This is a genomic window from Xanthomonas sp. NCPPB 1068 (assembly GCF_041479385.2).
Taxonomy (GTDB): domain Bacteria; phylum Pseudomonadota; class Gammaproteobacteria; order Xanthomonadales; family Xanthomonadaceae; genus Xanthomonas; species Xanthomonas cannabis.
In genome coordinates, this window is record NZ_CM192986.1 from 1,646,756 (window position 1) to 1,667,544 (window position 20,789).

17 protein-coding genes are annotated in these 20,789 nt (G+C 66.1%); 1 reads left to right on the forward strand and 16 read right to left on the reverse strand.

Annotated elements, in window-relative coordinates; all coding sequences use genetic code 11:
• Window positions 1–70: 70 nt before the first annotated feature.
• The 7 genes from ACCQ12_RS07095 to lpxD form a co-directional block, all read right to left on the reverse strand.
• Window positions 71–1,030 (reverse strand): acetyl-CoA carboxylase carboxyltransferase subunit alpha, encoded by a 960-nt coding sequence (locus ACCQ12_RS07095; protein ID WP_039409599.1) that lies wholly within the window; start codon window positions 1,028–1,030, stop codon window positions 71–73.
• 158 nt (window positions 1,031–1,188) lie between these two features.
• Window positions 1,189–4,782 carry a DNA polymerase III subunit alpha gene (dnaE, locus tag ACCQ12_RS07100; protein ID WP_372383253.1) on the reverse strand — a complete coding sequence of 1,198 codons (3,594 nt, stop codon included), beginning with the start codon at window positions 4,780–4,782 and terminating at the stop codon, window positions 1,189–1,191.
• 263 nt (window positions 4,783–5,045) lie between these two features.
• Window positions 5,046–5,744, reverse strand: a complete 699-nt coding sequence (rnhB, locus tag ACCQ12_RS07105; RefSeq protein ID WP_372383254.1) for a ribonuclease HII — start codon at window positions 5,742–5,744, stop codon at window positions 5,046–5,048.
• Window positions 5,741–7,012: a lipid-A-disaccharide synthase gene (gene lpxB / locus ACCQ12_RS07110; protein ID WP_372383255.1), complete on the reverse strand. Its 1,272-nt coding sequence runs from the start codon at window positions 7,010–7,012 to the stop codon at window positions 5,741–5,743. The genes rnhB and lpxB overlap by 4 nt, the downstream gene beginning before the upstream one ends.
• A 29-nt stretch (window positions 7,013–7,041) precedes the next feature.
• Window positions 7,042–7,833 carry an acyl-ACP--UDP-N-acetylglucosamine O-acyltransferase gene (lpxA, locus tag ACCQ12_RS07115; RefSeq protein WP_166743297.1) on the reverse strand — a complete coding sequence of 264 codons (792 nt, stop codon included), beginning with the start codon at window positions 7,831–7,833 and terminating at the stop codon, window positions 7,042–7,044.
• Between the two features lie 23 nt (window positions 7,834–7,856).
• Window positions 7,857–8,318 (reverse strand): 3-hydroxyacyl-ACP dehydratase FabZ, encoded by a 462-nt coding sequence (gene fabZ / locus ACCQ12_RS07120; protein WP_039415369.1) that lies wholly within the window; start codon window positions 8,316–8,318, stop codon window positions 7,857–7,859.
• Window positions 8,315–9,328, reverse strand: coding sequence for a UDP-3-O-(3-hydroxymyristoyl)glucosamine N-acyltransferase (gene lpxD / locus ACCQ12_RS07125; protein WP_166750622.1), 1,014 nt, complete (start codon window positions 9,326–9,328; stop codon window positions 8,315–8,317). Before lpxD ends, fabZ begins: the two co-directional genes overlap by 4 nt.
• A 127-nt stretch (window positions 9,329–9,455) precedes the next feature.
• Between lpxD and ACCQ12_RS07130 the strand changes: the two genes are divergently transcribed.
• Window positions 9,456–9,647 (forward strand): hypothetical protein, encoded by a 192-nt coding sequence (locus ACCQ12_RS07130; RefSeq protein WP_372383256.1) that lies wholly within the window; start codon window positions 9,456–9,458, stop codon window positions 9,645–9,647.
• 80 nt (window positions 9,648–9,727) lie between these two features.
• On the opposite strand, the gene bamA is transcribed toward ACCQ12_RS07130, so the two are convergent.
• The 9 genes from bamA to tsf all read right to left on the reverse strand — a co-directional run bounded on the left by bamA (window position 9,728) and on the right by tsf (window position 20,626).
• Complete coding sequence (bamA, locus tag ACCQ12_RS07135; RefSeq protein WP_372383257.1) at window positions 9,728–12,091, reverse strand: outer membrane protein assembly factor BamA; 2,364 nt, start codon at window positions 12,089–12,091, stop codon at window positions 9,728–9,730.
• 83 nt (window positions 12,092–12,174) lie between these two features.
• Complete coding sequence (gene rseP, locus ACCQ12_RS07140; protein ID WP_372383258.1) at window positions 12,175–13,533, reverse strand: RIP metalloprotease RseP; 1,359 nt, start codon at window positions 13,531–13,533, stop codon at window positions 12,175–12,177.
• A gap of 26 nt (window positions 13,534–13,559) precedes the next feature.
• Window positions 13,560–14,750 carry a 1-deoxy-D-xylulose-5-phosphate reductoisomerase gene (locus tag ACCQ12_RS07145; RefSeq protein WP_372383259.1) on the reverse strand — a complete coding sequence of 397 codons (1,191 nt, stop codon included), beginning with the start codon at window positions 14,748–14,750 and terminating at the stop codon, window positions 13,560–13,562.
• A 2-nt stretch (window positions 14,751–14,752) separates the two neighbouring features.
• Entirely contained in the window at window positions 14,753–15,580 is an 828-nt protein-coding gene (locus tag ACCQ12_RS07150; RefSeq protein WP_047693617.1) for a phosphatidate cytidylyltransferase, read from the reverse strand.
• Window positions 15,577–16,338: a polyprenyl diphosphate synthase gene (gene uppS / locus ACCQ12_RS07155; protein WP_184386934.1), complete on the reverse strand. Its 762-nt coding sequence runs from the start codon at window positions 16,336–16,338 to the stop codon at window positions 15,577–15,579. Before uppS ends, ACCQ12_RS07150 begins: the two co-directional genes overlap by 4 nt.
• Before the next feature lie 17 nt (window positions 16,339–16,355).
• Complete coding sequence (frr, locus tag ACCQ12_RS07160; protein ID WP_039412023.1) at window positions 16,356–16,913, reverse strand: ribosome recycling factor; 558 nt, start codon at window positions 16,911–16,913, stop codon at window positions 16,356–16,358.
• A 194-nt stretch (window positions 16,914–17,107) separates the two neighbouring features.
• Entirely contained in the window at window positions 17,108–17,830 is a 723-nt protein-coding gene (pyrH, locus tag ACCQ12_RS07165; RefSeq protein ID WP_039412029.1) for a UMP kinase, read from the reverse strand.
• Window positions 17,831–17,936: 106 nt separating this feature from the next.
• Window positions 17,937–19,460: a sensor domain-containing diguanylate cyclase gene (locus tag ACCQ12_RS07170; protein ID WP_039412032.1), complete on the reverse strand. Its 1,524-nt coding sequence runs from the start codon at window positions 19,458–19,460 to the stop codon at window positions 17,937–17,939.
• 287 nt (window positions 19,461–19,747) lie between these two features.
• Entirely contained in the window at window positions 19,748–20,626 is an 879-nt protein-coding gene (gene tsf / locus ACCQ12_RS07175; RefSeq protein ID WP_104581605.1) for a translation elongation factor Ts, read from the reverse strand.
• Between the last annotated feature and the right edge of the window lie 163 nt (window positions 20,627–20,789).

The window sequence follows — 20,789 nt, forward strand, 5'->3', positions numbered from 1 at the left end:
GACTCAGGTTGGCTGGGACGTCCTTTCGTGCAGCGGGTTGCGCGCGCTCCGGGCCACGGAGCGCGACGGTTCAGTGCCCCTCGTAGGCACCGTAGCTACGCAGGCGCTCGTAGCGCTGCTGCAGCAAGGTTTCCACCGGGATCTTTTCCAGCGCGTCCAGCTCGTTGAGCAGCACGGCCTTCAGGCGCTTGCCCATCTGCTCGGGATTGCGGTGCGCGCCGCCGGTGGGCTCGCGGATCACCTTGTCCACCAGGCCCAGGCCCTTCAGACGCTTGGCGGTCAGGCCGAGCTGTTCGGCGGCGTCCTTGGCCTTGGCCGCGTCCTTCCACAGGATCGAGGCGCAGCCTTCCGGCGAAATCACCGAATAGGTGCCGTATTCCAGCATCAGGGTGCGGTCGCCCACGCCGATCGCCAGCGCGCCGCCGGAGCCGCCTTCGCCGATCACCGTGCAGATCACCGGGATCTTGAGTTCGGCCATTTCCAGCAGATTGCGCGCGATCGCCTCGGACTGGCCGCGCTCTTCCGCACCGATGCCCGGGTAGGCGCCGGGGGTGTCGATGAAGGTCAGCAATGGCAGGCGGAAACGCTCGGCCAGCTTCATCAGGCGCAGCGCCTTGCGGTAGCCCTCCGGGCGCGGCATGCCGAAGTTGCGCGCCACCTTGGTCTTGGTGTCGCGGCCCTTCTGGTGCCCGATGATCACCACCGGGCGGCCGTCGATGCGGCCCAGGCCACCGACAATCGCCTTGTCGTCGGCATAGGCGCGGTCGCCGGCCAGTTCCTGGAATTCGTCGCAGATGGTGCCGATGTAGTCCAGCGTATACGGGCGCTGCGGATGGCGCGCCAGCTGCGAGACCTGCCAGGCAGACAGGTCACGGAAGATCTGCGCGGTACGCACGCGCAGCTTGTCGCGCAGGGCGCGGACTTCGGTTTCCACGTTGACTGCAGGCCCGGTACTGGCCTTGCGCAGTTCCTGGATCTTGGCTTCCAGATCGGCGATGGGTTGCTCGAAGTCGAGGTAGTTAGGATTCATGCAATGGCGTCGTCAACGTAAGGCGGGGAGTGTAGCTGAAGCGGTGTGGCTGGCCCGTACGGGGGCGTTGGGAGCGGAATCGGGAATGGAGAATCGGGAATCAGAGCAAGGTATCCGGGCCGCCACGCTTTTGCGATTCCCCATTCCCGATTCCCGATTCACTGCGCCCACGGCGGGCTGTACTTGATCTTCACCGTCCGCACCGCCGGGTCGGCGCGCAGGCTGTCCATCAGCTGCTGGTCGATGCGCACCGAGTGGTTGCCGTTGAGGTCGAGCATCCCGGCCACCCCGCCGCTGGAGGCGCGCAGCAGCAGGTCCAGGCGCAGGGGGGTCTTGCCGGGGCGGTGCTTGGCCAGCAGCGCGTCGATGCGCTTGAAGGCCTGCTTCTCGCGCAGGTCCAGGCGCAATGACAGCCGTTGCGCGTGGTCGGCGCAGATCTGCTCGTAGTCCCAGCACTGGCGGATGCGCAGGCTGTAGCCGCCGTTGAATTCGTCCTCGCGCAGGCCGCCCTTGACGATCAGGATGCGGTCGCGGGTGAGCAGGTGGCCGAACTCGGCCATCGCATCGGAGAACGCGCTGCACTCCACCCGGCCGCGGCCGTCTTCGAGCTGCACGAACACCTGGCTGTCGCCCTTGCGCCGCACGCCGACCACCTGGCCGGCAAGAATGGCGCTGACCTCCGGGCGCCAGGCGCGTTTTTCGCCGTCGCCGCCACCACCGCCGCCGCCACGTTGTTGCGAGGCGAGGATCTTTTCCAGTGCGCCGAGGTCGCAACCGACCAGTTCGCGCACTTCTTCGCGGTGCGGGTCGAACGGGTGGCCGCTGAGGTAGAAGCCCAACGTTTCGCGCTCGCCGGTGAGCAACTGGCCGAGCGGCCATTCCTTGCTTTCGGGCAGGTCCAGGCGCATCGCCGGCGCGCCCGGGTCGGGCCCGCCGAACAGCGAGTTCTGCCCGGATGCACGTTCGCGCGCCATCTGCTCGGTGGCCTTCATCACCTCCGGCAACTGCAGCATCAGCGAGGCGCGGTTCTTGCCCAGGCCGTCCATCGCGCCGGCATTGATCATCGCTTCCAGCGTGCGCCGGTTGAGCTTTGCGGTGCCCACGCGCGTGCAGAAATCCAGCAGCGTGGTGTACGGGCCGCCGCGCCGGCGTTCTTCGACGATGGCCTCGCACGCGCCCTGGCCCACGCCCTTGATCGCGCCCAGCCCGTATTGAATGGTGTCCGGGCTGGCGGCCTCGAACTGGTAGGCCGATTCGTTGACGCGCGGCGGCTTGACGGTGAGGCCGAGGTTGCGCACCTCATCCAGGAAGCCCACCACCTTGTCGGTGTTGTCCATGTCCGAGGACAGCGTGGCGGCCATGAACTCGGCCGGGTAATGCCGTTTCAGCCACGCAGTCTGGTAGCTGACCAACGCGTACGCGGCGGCGTGCGACTTGTTGAAACCGTAGCCGGCGAACTTCTCCATCAAATCGAAGATTTCGTCGGCCTTGGCCGCGCTCACGCCGCCCTTGGCTGCGCCTTCGCGGAAGATTTCGCGGTGCTTGGCCATTTCGGCCGGCACTTTCTTGCCCATCGCGCGGCGCAGCAGGTCGGCGCCGCCCAGCGAATAATCGCCGACGATCTGCGCCATCTGCATCACCTGCTCCTGGTACACCATGATGCCGTAGGTGTCTTTCAGGATGACTTCGGTGCGCGGATCGGGATACACGATCTCCTGCTGGCCGTGCTTGCGCGCGTTGAAGTCCGGGATCAGGTCCATCGGGCCGGGGCGATACAGCGACACCAGCGCAATCAGGTCTTCGAAGCGGTCAGGGCGCGCGTCCTTGAGCAGGCGGCGCATGCCCGAGGATTCGAACTGGAACACCGCACCGGTATTGCCCGAGGCGAACACGCCCTTGTAGGTGGGCACGTCGTCCAGCGGAATGGTGGTGATGTCGACCGGGTCGATGCCCGCGCGCGCATGGCGCACGTTGATGGCCTTGACCGCCCAATCGATGATGGTCAGCGTGCGCAGGCCGAGGAAGTCGAACTTCACCAGGCCCACCGCTTCGACGTCGTCCTTGTCGAACTGGGTCACCGGGTTCTTGCCGCGGCCGTCCTCGTCGTGTTCGGCGAACAGCGGGCAGAACTCGGAGAGCGGCTCGGGCGCGATCACCACGCCGCCGGCGTGCTTGCCGGCGTTGCGGGTGAGGTCTTCGAGCTGGCGCGCCAGATCCATCAGGTCGCGCACATCGTCTTCGACCTGGTAGCGCTGGATCAGGTCCGGCGAGGCCATTTCCGAATCCTTGCCTTCGCCCATCGCATCCCTGAGCGTGATGCCCAGGATGTTGGGGATCAGCTTGGCAACGCTATCCACCAGACCGTAGGTGAAGCCGAGCACGCGCCCGGCATCGCGCACCACCGCCTTGGCGGCCATGGTGCCGTAGGTGATGATCTGGCTGACGCGCTCGCGGCCGTACTTGCGCGCCACGTAGTCGATGACTTCGTCGCGGCGGTCCATGCAGAAGTCGATGTCGAAATCAGGCATCGACACGCGCTCGGGGTTCAAGAAGCGCTCGAACAGCAGGTTGTACGGCAGCGGGTCCAGGTCGGTGATCTGCAGCGCCCAGGCCACCAGCGAACCGGCACCGGAACCGCGCCCCGGGCCGATCGGAATGCCCTGGTTCTTTCCCCACTGGATGAAGTCGGCCACGATCAGGAAGTAGCCGGGGAAGCCCATCTTGATGATGGTGTCCAGCTCGAATTCGAGCCGGTCCACGTAGTCCTGGCGCGTCTTGCCCGGTGCGATCGGGTTCTTTTCCAGACGTGCGGCCAGACCGTCGCGCGACTGGCTGCGGATCCAGCTGTCCAGCGTCTCGTCGTCCGGCACCGGATAGGCGGGCAGGAAGTAGGTGCCCAGGCGCATCTCGATGTTGCAGCGTTGCGCCAGCGCCAGCGTGTTGTCGATTGCGTCGGGGATGTCGGCGAACAGCGCCGCCATCTCCTCGCTGGACTTCATGTACTGCTGGTCGCTGTACTCGCGCGGACGTTTGGGATCGTCGAGCACGCGGCCCGACGAAATGCACACCCGCGCCTCGTGGGCATTGAAGTCGCTGGCGTACAGGAAGCGCACATCGTTGCTGGCCACCACCGGCAGGCCGCGCACACCGGCCGCATGCAGCGCGAACTGGTTGAAGCGCTCCTCGCCCTCGCGGCCGGTGCGGGTCAGTTCCAGATGCAGGCCATCGCCGAACACGCGCTGCCAGTCGGCCAGCTGCTGCTCGGCAAGATCCGCGCGGCCCTCGCCGAACAGGCGCCCGGCCAGGCTGTCGCGGCCGGCCAGCGCGAACAGGTTGGCGTGCCCGGCCTGCAGCCATTCCGGATGGATCGCCACCCCGCCTTCGGGGCGGTGGCCTTCCATCCAGGCGCGCGTCAGCAGCCGCGACAGGCTCAGGTAGCCTTCGCGGTCGCGGCACAGCAGGGTCATGCGCCACGGCGTCATGTCCGGCGTGGCGATCATCACGTCGGCGCCGGCGATCGGCTTGATGCCCACGCCTTCGGCGGCCTTGTAGAACTTGACCAGCGCGAACAGGTTGTTGAGGTCGGTGACTGCCAACGCGGGCATGTCGAGTTCGACCGCCCGGCTCAGCAGGTTGGCCTGCTTGGCCTTTTTCGGGTCAGCCTGATCCGGTTTCTCGGGCACACGGATGGTGGAATCCGCCAGCGAGAACTCGGTGTGGACGTGCAGATGGACGAAGCGGGAAGTGGACATGCGAGACCGGAATAATGCGCGGTCAGGGTACCGGCGGGGGCGAAGGCGAACAAGGCTTGACAGCTGCTGGCGGGACCCGGGGCCGCGGACCCGGAAAGGCGGTCAATCGCTTGCTGGGCAAGCGCTGCACAGGCATCCCGGGGCTGCGGGGCCGATACGCGTGGAATGATGTGTGTCTGGAGCCACCGCGCATGCCACCGCAACGTGCGGTGGTTCAGGCTCCGACGAGCAGCCGGACACGCCACGGCCGACCCTGGCCTTTCTTACAACGGCGCAACCAGTTGCCCGACCTGCAGCTGGTCCGGGCCCAGGGTCCCGGGAGACGGTTCCCGGCCTTCCAGCGCCAACCGCACCGGCGCAAAGCTGCGCCGATGCTGCGGACAGGGCCCATGGCTCTGCAGCGCGGCCAGATGCACCGGTGTGCTGTAGCCCTTGTGCTGGTCGAAGCGGTATTCCGGGTGTTGCGCGTGCAATTCGTGCATCAGGCGGTCGCGGGTGACCTTGGCCACGATCGACGCCGCCATGATGGCGCGGTCGATGGCATCCCCGCCGATCAGGGCCTCGGCCGGGCAGGGCAGCCCCTTGGGCACCCGGTTGCCGTCGATGCGCGCAAATCCGGCCACGTGCGCCACGCCTTCCACCGCGCGCCGCATGCCGAGCATGGTCGCCTGGTAGATATTGATGCGGTCGATCTCTTCGCTGTCGATCAGCACCACCGACCACGCCAGCGCGCGGTCGATGATGCGCGCATACAGCTGCTCGCGCCGTTCGGCGGTGAGCTGCTTGGAATCGTCCAGCCCGTTGATGCGCGGCTTGCCGGGGTCGAACACCACCGCCGCCACCGCGACGGGACCAGCGAGCGGGCCGCGGCCGGCTTCGTCGACGCCCGCGTAGAGCCGGGACCCGGGACCCGGGACCGGGGACCCGGGAAACAGCGACAGGGCGGCGTTGGGCGCTTTCATGAGGAACTCCGGTGTAGCTCCCGGGTCCCCGGTCCCGGGTCCCCGGTCCCGACCAACTCCGCCACCGCATCGGCCGAGCGCGCCGAGGCGTCGCGGCGCAGTTCGGCGTGCAGGGCCAGGTAGCGCGGTTGCAGGGCGGCGACCTTCTCGGGGTGTTTGAACCAGTCGAGCAGGGCGACGCACAGCCGCTCGGGCGTGCAGTCGTCCTGCATCAGCTCCGGGGCCAGGTCGTCGTTGGCCAGGATGTTGGGTAGCGCGTAGCGATTGACCTTGAGCAGGCCCAGCGTCTTGACGATGCGGTAGGTCAGCGGCGCGACCTTGTAGCCGACCACCATCGGGCGCTTGACCAGCATGGCTTCCAGTGTGGCAGTGCCGGAGGCCAGCAGCACCACGTCGGCGGCCAGCATCGCGGTGCGCGCCTGGCCGTCGAGCAGGTGCGAGCGCAGCACCGGCAGCGACGAACGCGAGAGCTGCTCGGCCAGCACTTGCTTGCAGCCCGGATTGGCCGCGGGCACCAGTACGTGCAGGTTGTGCAGATGCTCGGAGACCAGCCAGGCGGCCTGGAAAAAGGTGTCGCCGAGCCGGCTGATCTCGCCATGCCGGCTGCCCGGCAACACCGCCAGCACGGTGCTGGAGGCGGAGATGCCGAGCTTGGCGCGCGCGGCCTCGCGGTCGGCCTGGTAGGCGATGTCGTCGGCCATCGGGTGGCCGACGAAGCGCGCATCCACGCCGTGCCTGGCGTAGATCGGCGGCTCCATCGGGAACAGGCACAGCACCAGGTCGGCACTGACGCCGATCTTCTCGGCGCGCTTCTCGCGCCACGCCCACACCGAGGGGCTGACGTAATGCACGGTCTTGATGCCGCGCTGCTTGAGCCAGCGCTCCACCGGCAGATTGAAATCCGGTGCATCGATGCCGATGAATACATCCGGCTTCCACGCCAGCACGCGCTCGCGGAACGCGCTGCGCAGCTTGAGCAGGCGCGGCAGATGGCGCAGCACTTCGGTCAGGCCCATCACCGCCAGCTCGCTGGCATCGAACCAGGTCTGGCACCCGACGCCACGCATCGCATCGCCGCCGATGCCGACGAATTCGGCAGTGGGATAGCGCAGCCGCAGCTGCTCGATCAGCCCTGCGCCCAGGATGTCGCCGGAGGCTTCGCCGGCGATCAGCGCGATGCGCGGAGCGCGGAGATTGGGGATTGGGGATTGGGGATTGGCCAGCGCGTCGTGCACGAGTTGGCCCGGCTTGGTGGGGACGCTTTCCATCCCCAATCCCGAATCCCGAATCCCGGCCTTCATCGCAACAACGGCCGTTCTGCCGCGTCGATGAACTCGAGCATCCCGCGCACGTCGTCGCTGCTCTTGGCCTGTTCGGCCAACTGCAGTTTCGCGTCGGCCAGCGGCAGGCCGGCCACGTACAGCGTGCGGTAGGCGCGCTTGATCGCGGTGATGCGTTCGGCGTCGAAGCCGCGGCGCTTGAGCCCTTCGCTGTTGATGCCGCGCGGGCGGCCCAGCGATTCGCTGCCGACCATGGTGAACGGCGGCACGTCGCCGTTGGTCAGCGCGCCCATGCCCAGGAAGGCATGCGCGCCGATGCGGCAGAACTGATGCGCGCCGGCAAAACCGCTGATGATCACGTAGTCGCCCACGGTGACGTGGCCGGCCAGGGTGGTGTTGTTGGAGAACACGCAATGGTTGCCGACATGGCAATCGTGCGCCACGTGGGTATAGGCCAGCATCCAGTTGTCGTTGCCGACCACGGTGATGCCGCCACCGCCGCCGGTGCCGCGGTTGATGGTGACGAACTCGCGGATCACGTTGCCGTCGCCGATCACCAGCTCGGTGCGTTCGCCGGCGTACTTCTTGTCCTGCGGCTCGCCGCCGATCGCGGCGTGACCGATGAAACGGTTGTTGCGGCCGATCCGGGTCGGGCCATGGATCGAGCAATGCGGCCCCACCTCGGTGCCGGCGCCGATCTCCACGTCCGCGCCGATCAGCGAGAACGCGCCCACGCGCACATCGCTGGCTAGCTGCGCCGAGGGATCGATGACGGCGGTGGGATGAATCAAGGGTGCTTGATCACGCATCGTGTCTCACCTCCAAAAACGGATTATTCCTTGGCGCCGGCGCACATGACTTCGGCACTGGCCACGATTTCGCCGTTGACCTTGGCCTCGCCGTAATAGCATCCCATGTTGCGGATCAGGCGCTTCATCTGCACTTCCAGGATCAGCACGTCGCCCGGCACCACCTGCTTGTTGAAGCGCGCGTTGTCGACCTTGACCATGTAGAACAGCTTGGACAGCGCATCGCGCCCCAGGCCGAGCTGGGTCATCACGCCGCCGGCCTGCGCCAACGCTTCGATGATCAACACGCCCGGCATCACCGGACGGGTCGGGAAGTGGCCCTGAAAGAACGGCTCGTTGATGCTGACGTTCTTCTGCCCGACGATGCGCTTGGCCTCCAGGTCCAGCTCGATGACCCGGTCGATCAGCAGGAACGGGTAGCGGTGCGGAATCAGCGTCTGGATCTGGTTGACGTCGATCGGCAGCTCGTAAACGGGATGACTCATGCGTTCTCCTTGCCCACAGCCAGGATGCGCCTTGCCAGCGCATCGAGTTGTTTGAAGCGCGCGGCATTCTTGCGCCACGTGCGATTGTCGGTGAGAGGGGTGCCGGACGAATACTCGCCCGGCTCGTGAATGGAATTGCGCACCACCGACTTGCCGGTGATCACCACCTTGTCGCAGATCTCCAGGTGGCCGACCACGCCGACGTGCCCGCCGAGCAGGCAATAGCGGCCGATCTTGGCGCTGCCGGCAATGCCGGTGCAGCCGGCAATCGCGCTGTGCGCGCCGATGCGGCAGTTGTGCGCGATCTGCACCAGGTTATCCACGCGGACGTCTTCTTCCAGCACGGTGTCTTCCAGTGCGCCGCGGTCGATGCAGGTGTTGGCGCCGATCTCGCAATCGTCGCCGATCACCACCCCGCCAAGCTGCGGCACCTTGATCCAGTGGCCGGCATCCATCGCCAGGCCGAAGCCGTCGGCGCCGATCACCGCGCCGGGGTGGATCCGCACGCGCTTGCCCAGCCGCACGCGGGTGACCAGGGTGACCCGGGCCAGCAGCTCGCTGCCCTCGTCCACCACGCAGTCCTCGCCGATGATGCTGCCGGTGCCGATCACGCAGCCATCGCCCACGCGGCTGCGCGCACCGATGCTGACGAACGGGCCGACATGTGCACCCGGCGAAACCTGCGCGGTGGGGTCGATCACTGCCGACGCATGGATGCCGGGCGCGCGCACCGGCGCCACGTCGAACAGCGCGGCGATCTTGGCGAATGCGGTGTACGGGTCCTTGGCGACCAGGGCGGTGCCCTTGGCTGCCTCGGCATCGTCGGCGCGCACCACCACCACTGCGGCCTGGGTCTCGGCCAGCTGCGGGCGATAGCGCGGGTTGGACAGGAAGCTCAGCTGCCCCGCGCCGGCATGGGCCAGGGTGGCGACACCGGTGACTTCGGTGGTGCCGTCGCCGACGACGGTCAAGCCAAACTGTTCGGCAATCGCACTGGCGGTCAAGTGCATCAGGGTGAACCTCGCGTAAACATTAGGTGGCTGTTTTTACGGAAAAAAACCCGACCAAAGAGTTGCCAAACATGCGGGCGTATCTCTTCGCAGGTCGCAATCGTGCGGCGAACCTAGGAAGAAGCATATGAAACCTGCCCTCTCCATTGTCGGAAGCCTGCTCCTGCTTGGCGCCGTGACCACCGCATCGGCCGATGACTTCGCCGATCAGCGTGCCCAGGCGCATAGCTTCTGGGATCAGCAGATTGCCTGCGTCGATGCGTCCGACTGGAGCGCCACCTACACCTGCCTGAGCACCGTTTGGGATAGCTACCGCTAAAAGCTGCGCAGGATCCAGCGGTTCCTAAACAAACAATGGCGGCCCGAGATGTCGGGCCGCCATTGTTGTGCTCACGTCTCTTAGAACTGGCCGCCGAAGGTGAACTGCAGGCGCTCGATCTCGTCGTTGTCTTCCTTCTTCAGTGGGAATGCGTAGCTGATCGAGATGGGGCCGACCGGGGCGCGCCACAACAGCGCCACACCGGTGGAGGCGCGCAGCTCGTTGGCCTTGAAGTTGTCGACGCCGCTGTAGACGTTACCGAAATCGAAGAACGCCGAAACGCGGGCCGACGGGCTGTCGAACAGCTTCGGGAAATACATTTCCACCGAGCCGACGGTCTTGAACGAGCCACCCAGCGGCTGGCCTCGGTTGAAGCCAGGGAGCACTTCCGAGCGCGGACCCAGGGTGTTGTCTTCGAAACCGCGCACCGAGTTGGTACCGCCAGCATAGAAGTTCTCGTAGAACGGCAGGCCACTGGCAGTGATCGTCCGGGTCGATCCATCCGGATTGGTCAGTACGCGGGTACTGTCGTTGCCGTAGCTGTCACCGTAGCCCAGTTCGAAACGCGTGTTCAGCACCAACGCCGGAATGATCGGCCAGTAATTGGAGATCTGGTAGTTGAGCTTGTAGTACTCGACTGTGGATCCTGGAAGAGTGGTTTCCAGGCCGACGCGTTGGTACATGCCACGGGTGGGCATGAAGAAATCGTTGCGGGTATCACGCGCCCAACCCAATTCCGTGCGCCATGCATGGAAAGTGCGTGTCCCGACCGCATCGATATAATCGACAATCGCCTGCGGCGTTCCTGGGAACGTGTTGATCTGATTGCTGTCGATACCGATCATCGCTGAAACGGTGTCGTTTTCAGTGATCGGCACCCCAAACACAACCTGCGCGGACCCGTTCTTGCTGTTGTACTGTGCAGTATTAAAGTCCGAGTAGTCCAGCGAACGCCACGACAGGTTGTAGCCCAGCGACACGCCGTCATCGGTAAAGAACGGGTTGGTATACGAGAACGCATAACGCTGCTGGAAGGTGCTGCGCGACGCTTCCACTGCCACACGATTACCACCGCCCAGGAAGTTGTTCTGCGACAACTGCACCGAGGTGGTCACGCCGAAGGCCTGCGAGAAACCCAGGCCGAACACGAAGCTGCCCGAGGTGGTTTCCTTGACGTCATAGATCACGTCGACCTGGTCGTTGCTGCCGGGCACCGCGGGGGTTTCCACGTTCACCGACTCGAAGTAGCCCAGGCGCTGCAGACGGATCTTGGAACGGTCGATCGCCGCCTGCGAGTACCAGGTGTTTTCGAACTGGCGCATCTCGCGGCGCAAGACTTCGTCCGAGGTGCGGCTATTGCCCTTGTAGAGGATGCGGCGCACGGTCACGCGCGGGCCGGGCACCACCTGCAGGTTCACCGCAACGGTGCGGTCCTCGCGGTTCGGGGTCGGGATCGGATTGACCTTGGCGAACGCGTAGCCGACGTTGCTGAGCGTGTTGGTGATCGCATCGGAGGTGTATTCGAGCAGCGCGCGCGAGAAGATGTCGCCGGCCTTGGGAATCACCAGGCGCTCGATGTCGGCCTGCGGCAGCACGGTGTCGCCGGTGACCTTGATCTCGGAAATCTTGTACTGCTCGCCCTCGGTCACGCCGGCGCTGACGAACATGTCGCGCTTGTCGGGGCTGATCGACACCTGGGTGGAGTCGATGCTGAAGTCCACATAGCCGCGGTCCAGGTACCAGGAATTGAGCTTTTCCAGGTCGCCGGACATCTTTTCCTTGGAGTACTGGTCGTCGCGGCGGTACCACGAGGCCCAGTTGTGCTCCTTGGACTCCCAGTTCTCCAGGATGTCCTCGTTGGCGAACTTTTCCGTACCGATCAGGTTGACGTGGCGGATCTTGGCCGCCTTGCCTTCCTTGATCGCGATGGCCACATCGACGCGGTTGCGGTCCAGCGGGCTCACCGTGGGGGTGATTTCGACGTTGTACTTGCCGCGGTTGTTGTACTGGCGGGTCAGTTCCTGGGTCACGCGGTCCAGGCTCAGGCGGTCGAAGGTGCCGCCCTCGGTCAGGCCGATGTCGCCCAGGCCCTTGAGCAGCTCTTCGGACTTGATGTCCTTGTTGCCGGTCACGGTGAGCTTGTTGATCGCCGGGCGCTCCTTGACCGTGATCACCAGGATGTTGCCCTGGCGGTCCAGCTGCACGTCCTCGAAGAAGCCAGTGCGGTACAGCGCGCGGATCGAGTCGGCCACCTTGGCATCGTCCACGGTATCGCCACGGTTCACCGGCAGATAGGTGAACACGGTGCCCGAAGCGATGCGCTGCAGGCCGTCGACGCGGATGTCGCTGGCAACGAACGGCTCGGCGGCCAGGGCAACGGCTGGCAGGCTGAGGCCGGCGGCAAGAGCGAGGGCAAGCAGGCGGCGAGTGGGAAGACGCGTCATGTCACATCCGGTTGGAGTCGATTTCAGGTGTTGCTGGGTGCCGGCGTATGACGACGACAACAGGCGGAAAGAGTGGAGCAGTTTCATCGTGGAACCAGGCCAAGGATGTCGTTGTAGAACGCCAGCCCCATCAGCCCGGCCAAGACCGCCAGGCCGACGTATTGCCCGGCAATCATGGCCCGCTCGCTGATCGGGCTGCCCTTGACCAACTCAATAAGGTAATACAGCAGATGCCCACCGTCCAAGATCGGGATGGGCATCAGGTTGATGATCGCAAGGCTCAGCGACAGCAGGCCCAGGAAATACAGGAACCAGTCGAGCCCGCGTTCGGCCGAGGCATTGGCCGCGCGCGCGATGGTGACCGGGCCGGAGATGTTCTTGACCGAGGCCTGGCCGGTCAGCATGCGCTTCATCATGCCCAGCGAATCGGCGGTCATCCGGCCGGTTTCGCGGATCGCGGCCGGCACCGCGGCAAACAGGCCGTACTGCTGGCGGCTGTCGTATGCCGGGGCGGGCGCGGCGGCCGGGCGGATACCGATCATCCACTGGCCCTGCGGCGACTTGCGCGGGGCAATCTCCAGCGCCAGGCGGTCTTCGCCCTGTTCGCCCTTGCGCGCCACCTCGATCATGCCCGGGCCGCCGTGCTCGCCCAGCGCCTGCACCTGCGGAATGATGTCCTCGGCCGAGCGGATCGGCTGGCCGTCGATGGCCACGATGCGGTCGCCCGGCTTGAGCAGGCCGTCGGCGACCGAGCCGGGCACCACCTCGGCGATCACCGGCGGCTGCAGCATGAACTGCCAGCCGATCCCGGCCAGCGAGGCCACGCGGCGCTCGTCGAAGCCGACCGGCAGCTGCGACAGGCGCAAGGTGTGCTCGCTGTTGCCGGCGCCCTCGGTGGCGGTGAGTACCTGGATGTCGCGCCGGTCCATCGCCGCGGTGGTGAGCTGCATGCTGGCATCGCTCCAGCTGCTCACGCCGCGGCCATCGATGCGCACGATACGCTCGCCCGGGGTCAGCCCGGCCTCGGCGGCCAGGCCGTCGGCGCGGCCGACGGTGGCCGAATAATCCTGCTTGCCGACCACGAACATCGCCCACAGCATCGCCATGCACAGCAGCAGGTTGGCGATCGGGCCGGCGGCCACGATGGCGATGCGCTGCCACACGGTCTTGCGATTGAATGCCTGATCCTGCTCGGCCGGGTGCACGTCGCCTTCGCGCTCGTCGAGCATCTTGACGTAGCCGCCCAGCGGAATGGCCGCCACCACGAACTCGGTGCCGTGCCGGTCGCGACGCATCCACAGCGGCTTGCCGAAGCCCACCGAGAACCGCAGCACCTTGACGCCACACCGGCGTGCGACCCAGAAGTGGCCGAATTCGTGGAAGGTCACCAGCACACCCAGGCTGACGATCATCCACCAGACCGAACCGATGAAATCACCCATGGATGTAACTCGGTTGCGTGGTTCGGTCAGGCATGAAAGGCGTGGTGGGCGAGGGCGCGTTCGGTGATCTGCCGTGCTTGCGCGTCGGCAGAAAGGAGGGTGTCGAGGGTGTCGGCATTGTGCCGCGGAAGCGTTGCCAGCGTTTGTTCGACCAACGCTGGGATCGCTAGGAAACCTATCCGGCCCTGAAGAAACGCTGAAACAGCCACTTCGTTGGCCGCGTTCAGGATGGCCGGGGCGGTTCCGCCAGCACGCAAGGCCTCCCAGGCCAGCCGCAGGCAGGGGAAGGCCGCAGTGTCGGGGGCTTCGAAATCCAGCCGGCCCTGCTGCAGCAGGTCCAGCCCCGCCACCCCGGAGTCGACCCGTTCGGGCCAGGCCAGTCCGACGGCCAGGGTGGTGCGCATGTCCGGCAGGCCAAGCTGGGCCAGGGTGGAGCCGTCGACGAACTCGACCAGCGAATGCACCAGGCTCTGCGGGTGCACCAGTACATCGATCTGCCCGCCGGGCAGTCCGAACAGGTGGTGCGCCTCGATGACTTCCAGGCCCTTGTTCATCAGCGTGGCCGAATCCACCGAGATCTTCGGCCCCATCGACCACTTCGGGTGGGCCACCGCCTGCGCAGGCGTCACGGCCGACAGCGCAGTGCGGTCCCAGCCCCGGAACGGGCCGCCAGAGGCGGTGAGGATCACCCGGCGTACGCCGCGGCTGGCATCGCACGAGCGCAGGCACTGGAAGATGGCGCTGTGCTCGCTGTCGATCGGGATGATTTCAGCGCCGGCGGCAGCAGCGGTGCGGGTCAGCAGTTCGCCGGCCAGCACCAGCGATTCCTTGTTGGCCAGCAGCAGGCGCTTGCCGGCGCGCGCGGCTGCCAGGGTCGAGGGCAGGCCGGCGGCGCCGACGATGGCCGCCACCACGGTATCGCAGGCATCGCTGCCGGCCAGTGCGTCCAGCGCTGCGGTGCCGGCATGCGCCTGGGTGGCCAGGCCGGCGGCGCGCAGGCCGTCGCGCAGTACCGGGTACAGCGCCTGGTCGGCAATCACCGCATGCGCGGGCCGGTGCGTGGCGCACAGTGCCAGCAGGGCATCGACCTGGCTGCCGGCCGACAGCACGCTGGCGCGCAGCCGGTCCGGATGGCGGGCGATGACGTCCAGGGCCGACGTGCCGATCGAGCCGGTCGCGCCGAAGACGGCGACCTGGCGGGGAGAAGAGCCAGCCATGCTTAGAATCCGAGAATTTCCTTGCCGAGTGCGAACACCGGCAGGGCGGCGAGCACGCCATCGATACGATCCAGCACGCCGCCGTGGCCCGGGATCACCGTGCCCGAGTCCTTGGCGCCGGCATGGCGCTTGAGCAGGCTCTCGAACAGGTCGCCCAGCACCGAGGCCAGTACAGCGACGGCTGCAACCAGCACCAGCTGTGGCACATGCGCCAGGGTCAATCCGGCCAGCCAGCCGAACGCGCAGGCCACCGCGATACCGGCGACCATGCCGCCGAGCAGCCCTTCGATGGTCTTGTTGGGGCTGATGCGCGGCGCCAGCTTGTGCTTGCCGAACGCGCGCCCGGCGAAATACGCGCCCGAGTCTGCCGCCCAGACCATGGTCAGCGCGGTCAGCAGCCACAGGTTGCCCTTGTCCGGGTTGGCATGCAGCAGCACCAGCGCGGCCCAGGCCGGCAGCACCGCCAGGGTGCCGGCGGCCAGTTTGAGCGCGCGTGCCTGGCCGTTGCCGTGATCGGCACCGAAGGTGAAGAAGCGCAGCCACAGCAGCGCCAGCACCCACCACACCACGCCCACCAGGGCGGCGATCTGGAACAGCACCATGGAGCCGGCCGAAGCCCACACCATCAGTACCATCAGCAGCAGGTTGAGCATCAGCAGCACGGTGCGCGGCAGGCTGTCGTCGATGCCGGAGAGCTTGAGCCATTCCCACAGCCCGGTCAGGAACAGCACCGCCGCCAGCGCCGCCAGCCACTGCGTGGGCAGCAGCACGATCGCGCAGATGGCGAGCGGCGCCATGATCAACGCGGCAATCACGCGGGTCTTGGTCATGCGGAGGAAGTCTCCGTCGCCTTATCGGCGATCTGGGCGCTGGTCAGGCCGAAGCGACGTTCGCGCCCGGCGTAATCATCCAGCGCCTGCTGCAGGACGCCGGCATCGAACTCCGGCCACAGGGTTTCGGTGAACCACAGCTCGGTGTAGGCCAGCTGCCACAGCAGGAAATTGCTGATGCGGGTATCACCGCCGGTTCGGATGAACAGATCCGGCGCCGGCAGGTCGGCCAGGGCTACCCGGCTGGCGAGCAGGGCTTCGTCGATCTGCTGCGGTTGCAGGCGACCGGCGGCCACCTCTTCGGCCAATGCGCGGGCAGCCGCAGCGATGTCCTGGCGGCCGCCATAGCTGGCCGCGATGCTCAGCACCAGCCGCGCGTTGCCGGCGGTGCTACGTTCCGCTGCCGCCATGCGGTCGCGCAACGGGGCGGCGAAGCGGCTGCGCTCGCCGATGAAACGCACCTGCACGCCGCGTCGCTGCAATTCGTCGACCTCGCGGTCCAGCGCGTGCAGGAACAGCTTCATCAGCGCATCCACTTCTTCCTGCGGGCGGCCCCAGTTTTCACTGGAGAACGCGAACAGGGTCAGCGCGCTGACGCCTTTTTCCAGGCAGAAATCGATGGTGCGGTTGACCGCCCGCGCACCGGCGCGATGGCCGATCATGCGCGGACGTCGCCGACGCTGCGCCCAACGCCCGTTGCCATCCATGATGATGGCAATGTGGCGCGGTATCGCGTCGGAGGAAGGGACTGGATGCATGGCAGGCGATGCCACGATCAGACCGTCATCAATTCCTGTTCCTTGCCCTTGACGACCTCATCCACGTCCTTGATGGCCTTGTCGGTCAGTTTCTGGATGTCGTCTTCGGCGCTGCGGGCCTCGTCTTCGGTGACGGCCTTGTCCTTGAGCAGATCCTTGACCTGCTGGTTGGCATCGCGGCGGATGTTGCGGATCGCCACCTTGCTGTCTTCGCCTTCGCCATGCACCGACTTGCTGAGCTCCTTGCGGCGCTCCTCGGTCAGCGGCGGCAGGTTCAGGCGGATCACGGTGCCCACCACGGTCGGGGTCAGGCCCAGATCCGAGGCATAGATGGCTTTTTCCACGTCCTTGATCATGCCCTTGTCGAACAGGCTGATGACCAGCGAGCGGCCTTCGGAGACGCTGATGCTGGCGACCTGATTCAGGGGCGTGTCGGTGCCGTAGGCCTTGACCTTGATACCGTCCAACAGCGCCGGCGAGGCACGGCCGGTGCGGATGGTGGTGAGGGAATGGCGCAGAGCATCGATGCTCTTGGTCATGCGCGTCTGCGCGTCTTGTTTGATCTGGGTGAGCATCGCCGGAATCCGTGTGGAGCTGAATCCGGGGATTATAGCCGGGACTGGGGTTTCACGACTCGCATGCCGTCAGGACCCGCGCAGCCGGTTCACTTGCCGCCCTGTTCCAGCCGGGCGTGCGGGGTGAAGATCGCTGCGCAGCGCGCGGCCATGCGCTCTTGCGATTCCCCAATCCCGATTCCCGATTCCCGACCTCAGCTACGGCCCTGCACCAGCGTGCCGATCTGCTCGCCGCGTAGGATGCGCAGCAGCACGCCGGGCTCGCTCATGCCGAAGATGCGCAGCGGCAGGTCGCTGTCGCGTGCCAGTGCGAAGGCCGCGGTGTCCATCACTTCCAGGCCCTGCAGGATGACTTCGTCGTAGGTCAGGCTGTCGTAGCGCACCGCATCGGTGTGCTTCTTCGGGTCCTTGTCGTAGACGCCGTCGACCTTGGTTGCCTTGAGCAGCAGGTCGGCGCCGATCTCGATCGCGCGCAGCGCCGCGCCGGAGTCGGTGGTGAAGAACGGGTTGCCGGTGCCGGCAGCGAAGATCGCGATGCGTCCCTTTTCCAGGTGACGCATGGCGCGGCGGCGGATGAAGTCTTCGCAGACATCGTTGATCTTGATCGCGCTCATCACGCGCACCTTGGCGCCAAGCTTCTCCAGCGCATCCTGCATCGCCAGCGCATTGATCACCGTGGCCAGCATGCCCATGTGATCGCCGGTGACGCGGTCCATGCCGCTGGCGGCCAGGCCGGCGCCGCGGAAGATGTTGCCGCCGCCGATGACCAGCGCGACCTGCGCACCGGCCTGCTGGGCTTCGATCACTTCATGGGCCAGGCGATTGATGACCTTGGGGTCGATGCCGTAGTCCCCGTCTCCCATCAGCGCCTCCCCGGAAAGTTTGAGAAGGATGCGGCGATAGGAAAGTTCGGACATGGGGGAGGCCTCGGGGGTAGGGGACGGCAAACGCCGGCAATTCTAGCGGAAGCCTGTCCCCGGGCGTGGTAAAAATTCCTTTGTCGGTGGCGACGTGACGCGTTGCTCAGTGTGCGCGCGGGTTGGGCGGCGTCGGTACATCGGTCGCATCGTAGGCGGTGACACGGTTGCGGCCGCGATGCTTGGAGCGATACAGCGTGCTGTCGGCGGCCTGCAGCAGGTGCTCGATGCTTTCGAACTGGCGCTCGATACCGCCGTGCGTGGCCAGGCCTGCAGAGAAGGTGATATGCAACGGGCCGCCCTGCAATTGCGCCATCGGCGTGCGCGCAGTCTCGGCAAGAATGCGCTCGATCACCATCAGCGCCGCGTCGGCCGGTGTGTTGGGCAGGATCACTAGGAATTCTTCGCCACCGTAGCGCGCCACCAGATCGCTGGTGCGCACCATGCGTTGCAGTGTCTGCGCAAAATTGCGCAACACCTCATCGCCAACCAGATGGCCATGCGCATCGTTGACGCGCTTGAAGTCGTCCAGGTCGATGAAGGCGATCGACAGCGGCCAGCTCTGCCGCGAGGCCAGTTCGAACTCATGCGTCAGCGCGGTGCCGAGCTGATGGCGGTTGAACACGCCGGTCAATGCATCGCGGCTGGCCTGTTCGGCCAGATGGCGCATGCGGTTTTCCGATTCGTCGGCATGACGGCGCGCTTCGGCCACGTCCTGCAATTCGCGCAGGCTGCGCAGCATCGCCAGTTCGCGCGCCTGCTCGAAGATCATCTGGATGTGCTCGGGTTGCGGCACGCGGATGTCGAACAGCGCTTCCAGCTCGGGCAGCGATTCGGCGATGCGTTCGATCACTTTCTCGAAGCGCTCGGCATCCAGTTCCAGGATGTCCTGGGCCTGGCGCTGCGCGCGCTCGGTGGCGGTGACGGCGCTTGCGGAGAGCCAGATGTCGGCCAGCCGCCCGGACAGCGCGACGCAGGCCATGAACGGCTCCAGGCTCGCCGGTTCGTCCTCGCTCTGCGCGATCGCATTCTGCAGATAGGGCGGCAATTGCCACTGATGCGCGAGCCAGGCGCCCACCTCGGCATGGGTGGCACCCAGGTGTTCGCGTTCGGCATCCAGTAGCGATGCATTGTCCGGCGCCTGGTCCAGCAGTGGCCCGTACAGCTCGGGCGCACCTTGCAGCAGCGCCAGCTTGCCGATGTCCTGCAGCAGGCCGGCCAGCATCAATTCTTCGGGTTTGCGGATGCCATAGGCCTGGCCCAGGATGCGGCTGGCCAGCGCGCACAATCCGGCGCGACGCCAGATGTGCTCATGCAGGGGATGGGCGGTGAAGGTGTTGCGCACGCCGTGCACCATCGAAAAGCCCAACGCCAGACTCAAGGTGGCATTGAGTCCGAGCATGGTCAGCGCCTGGCCCAGGTTGTCGACGCGGCGGCGGCTGGCGTAGAGCGGCGAGTTGGCCACGCGCAGCATGCGGGCACTCAAGGCCATGTCCATGCCGATGACGTTCGCCGTGGTGGTCATGTCCACGTCCGGGTCCTGCGCCAGTTCGATCACGCGCAGCGCGACGCCAGGCGGCGATGGCAGGTTGCGGCAGTAGTGCAGGGCGGCCTGAAGATCTGGTTGCATGAGTCATCGCCGACGGTGATCGCAAGCATACAGCTGCGTTCGTTGAGTAGGGCACGCCATGCCCCGCCATCACCGCGCTGCATGCGCGCTGGGTGTCGAGAGCCTGGTCGGTATCTGGATTTAGCGGCACCCGTCAACCGATCTGTAGCGTCGAGCACGGTTCGCCACGTGGCGGATGCGTTTGCTTCAGGTTCGGGCGCCGGGCCTGTCGTGCGGCAAGGACGGGTACAAAACGGGCACAAAAAAAGCCGCGGCATGCCGCGGCTCCTTCTGCACTGTGGCGAAGATCAGGCCAGGCCGGCCTGCTTCATCACTTCGGCGGCGTAGTCTTCCACCACCTTCTCGATGCCCTCGCCAACGGCCAGGCGCTGGAAGCCGATCACGTCCGCACCGGCGGCCTTGACGGCCTGCTCGACGGTCTGATCGGTGTTCAGCACGTACGGCTGGCCGTACAGCGTGACTTCGTTGACGATCTTGCTGATCTTGCCGCTGATGATCTTTTCCAGGATCTCGGCCGGCTTGGACTTGTCCTTTTCGGACATCTTGGCCAGTTCGATTTCCTTTTCCTTGGCGACGAATTCGGCCGGAACGTCGGACGCCTTGACGTGCGGCGGGTTCATCGCAGCGATGTGCATGGCGATGCCGCGTGCCAGCTCGATGTCGCCACCCTTCAGCTCGACCAGCACGCCGATGCGGCCGCCGTGCACATAGGCCGCGACGTTGTTGGCGCTGTCGATGCGGACCAGGCGACGCACCTGCAGGTTCTCGCCGACCTTGGCGATGACTGCGGCGCGACGCTCTTCGATGGTCTCGCCGCTGTCGAGCTTGACGCTCTTGAGCGCTTCGGCATCGGTAGCGTCCGAGTTCAGTGCGGCATTGGCCACGACCTCGGTGAAGGCCAGGAAGTTCTCGTCCTTGGCGACGAAGTCGGTCTCGGAGTTGACTTCGACCAGCACGGCCTTGCCGCCGGCCTGTGCGGTGGCGATGCGGCCTTCGGCGGCAACGCGGTCGGCCTTCTTGTCAGCCTTGGCCAGACCCGACTTGCGCAGCCATTCGGCAGCGGCGTCGATGTCGCCAGCGTTTTCGACGAGTGCCTTCTTGCACTCCATCATGCCGGCGCCGGTGCGCTCGCGCAGTTCCTTGACCAGGGAAGCAGTGATTTCCACGGGATTACCTCATTGGACGAATGCGTGCGGCGGAAAGGATTCCGCCAGTAGGAGACGGTGCAGCGTGCTGGCCGCCCCCGTTGTGTCTTCAGTGGCCTGTACGACGGGTCGCGATGGACCCGCCGGGGCTGCGGCCGCACAGCATGGTGCGGCCGCATTGCAT

Excerpts from the sequence above, each read along its gene's own strand:
- ACCQ12_RS07095 (WP_039409599.1), bottom strand. The coding sequence starts at position 1,030 with ATGAATCCTAACTACCTCGACTTCGAGCAACCCATCGCCGATCTGGAA.
- dnaE (WP_372383253.1), bottom strand. The coding sequence starts at position 4,782 with ATGTCCACTTCCCGCTTCGTCCATCTGCACGTCCACACCGAGTTCTCG.
- rnhB (WP_372383254.1), bottom strand. The coding sequence starts at position 5,744 with ATGAAAGCGCCCAACGCCGCCCTGTCGCTGTTTCCCGGGTCCCCGGTC.
- lpxB (WP_372383255.1), bottom strand. The coding sequence starts at position 7,012 with ATGGAAAGCGTCCCCACCAAGCCGGGCCAACTCGTGCACGACGCGCTG.
- lpxA (WP_166743297.1), bottom strand. The coding sequence starts at position 7,833 with ATGCGTGATCAAGCACCCTTGATTCATCCCACCGCCGTCATCGATCCC.
- fabZ (WP_039415369.1), bottom strand. The coding sequence starts at position 8,318 with ATGAGTCATCCCGTTTACGAGCTGCCGATCGACGTCAACCAGATCCAG.
- lpxD (WP_166750622.1), bottom strand. The coding sequence starts at position 9,328 with ATGCACTTGACCGCCAGTGCGATTGCCGAACAGTTTGGCTTGACCGTC.
- ACCQ12_RS07130 (WP_372383256.1), top strand. The coding sequence starts at position 9,456 with ATGAAACCTGCCCTCTCCATTGTCGGAAGCCTGCTCCTGCTTGGCGCC.
- bamA (WP_372383257.1), bottom strand. The coding sequence starts at position 12,091 with ATGACGCGTCTTCCCACTCGCCGCCTGCTTGCCCTCGCTCTTGCCGCC.
- rseP (WP_372383258.1), bottom strand. The coding sequence starts at position 13,533 with ATGGGTGATTTCATCGGTTCGGTCTGGTGGATGATCGTCAGCCTGGGT.
- ACCQ12_RS07145 (WP_372383259.1), bottom strand. The coding sequence starts at position 14,750 with ATGGCTGGCTCTTCTCCCCGCCAGGTCGCCGTCTTCGGCGCGACCGGC.
- ACCQ12_RS07150 (WP_047693617.1), bottom strand. The coding sequence starts at position 15,580 with ATGACCAAGACCCGCGTGATTGCCGCGTTGATCATGGCGCCGCTCGCC.
- uppS (WP_184386934.1), bottom strand. The coding sequence starts at position 16,338 with ATGCATCCAGTCCCTTCCTCCGACGCGATACCGCGCCACATTGCCATC.
- frr (WP_039412023.1), bottom strand. The coding sequence starts at position 16,913 with ATGCTCACCCAGATCAAACAAGACGCGCAGACGCGCATGACCAAGAGC.
- pyrH (WP_039412029.1), bottom strand. The coding sequence starts at position 17,830 with ATGTCCGAACTTTCCTATCGCCGCATCCTTCTCAAACTTTCCGGGGAG.
- ACCQ12_RS07170 (WP_039412032.1), bottom strand. The coding sequence starts at position 19,460 with ATGCAACCAGATCTTCAGGCCGCCCTGCACTACTGCCGCAACCTGCCA.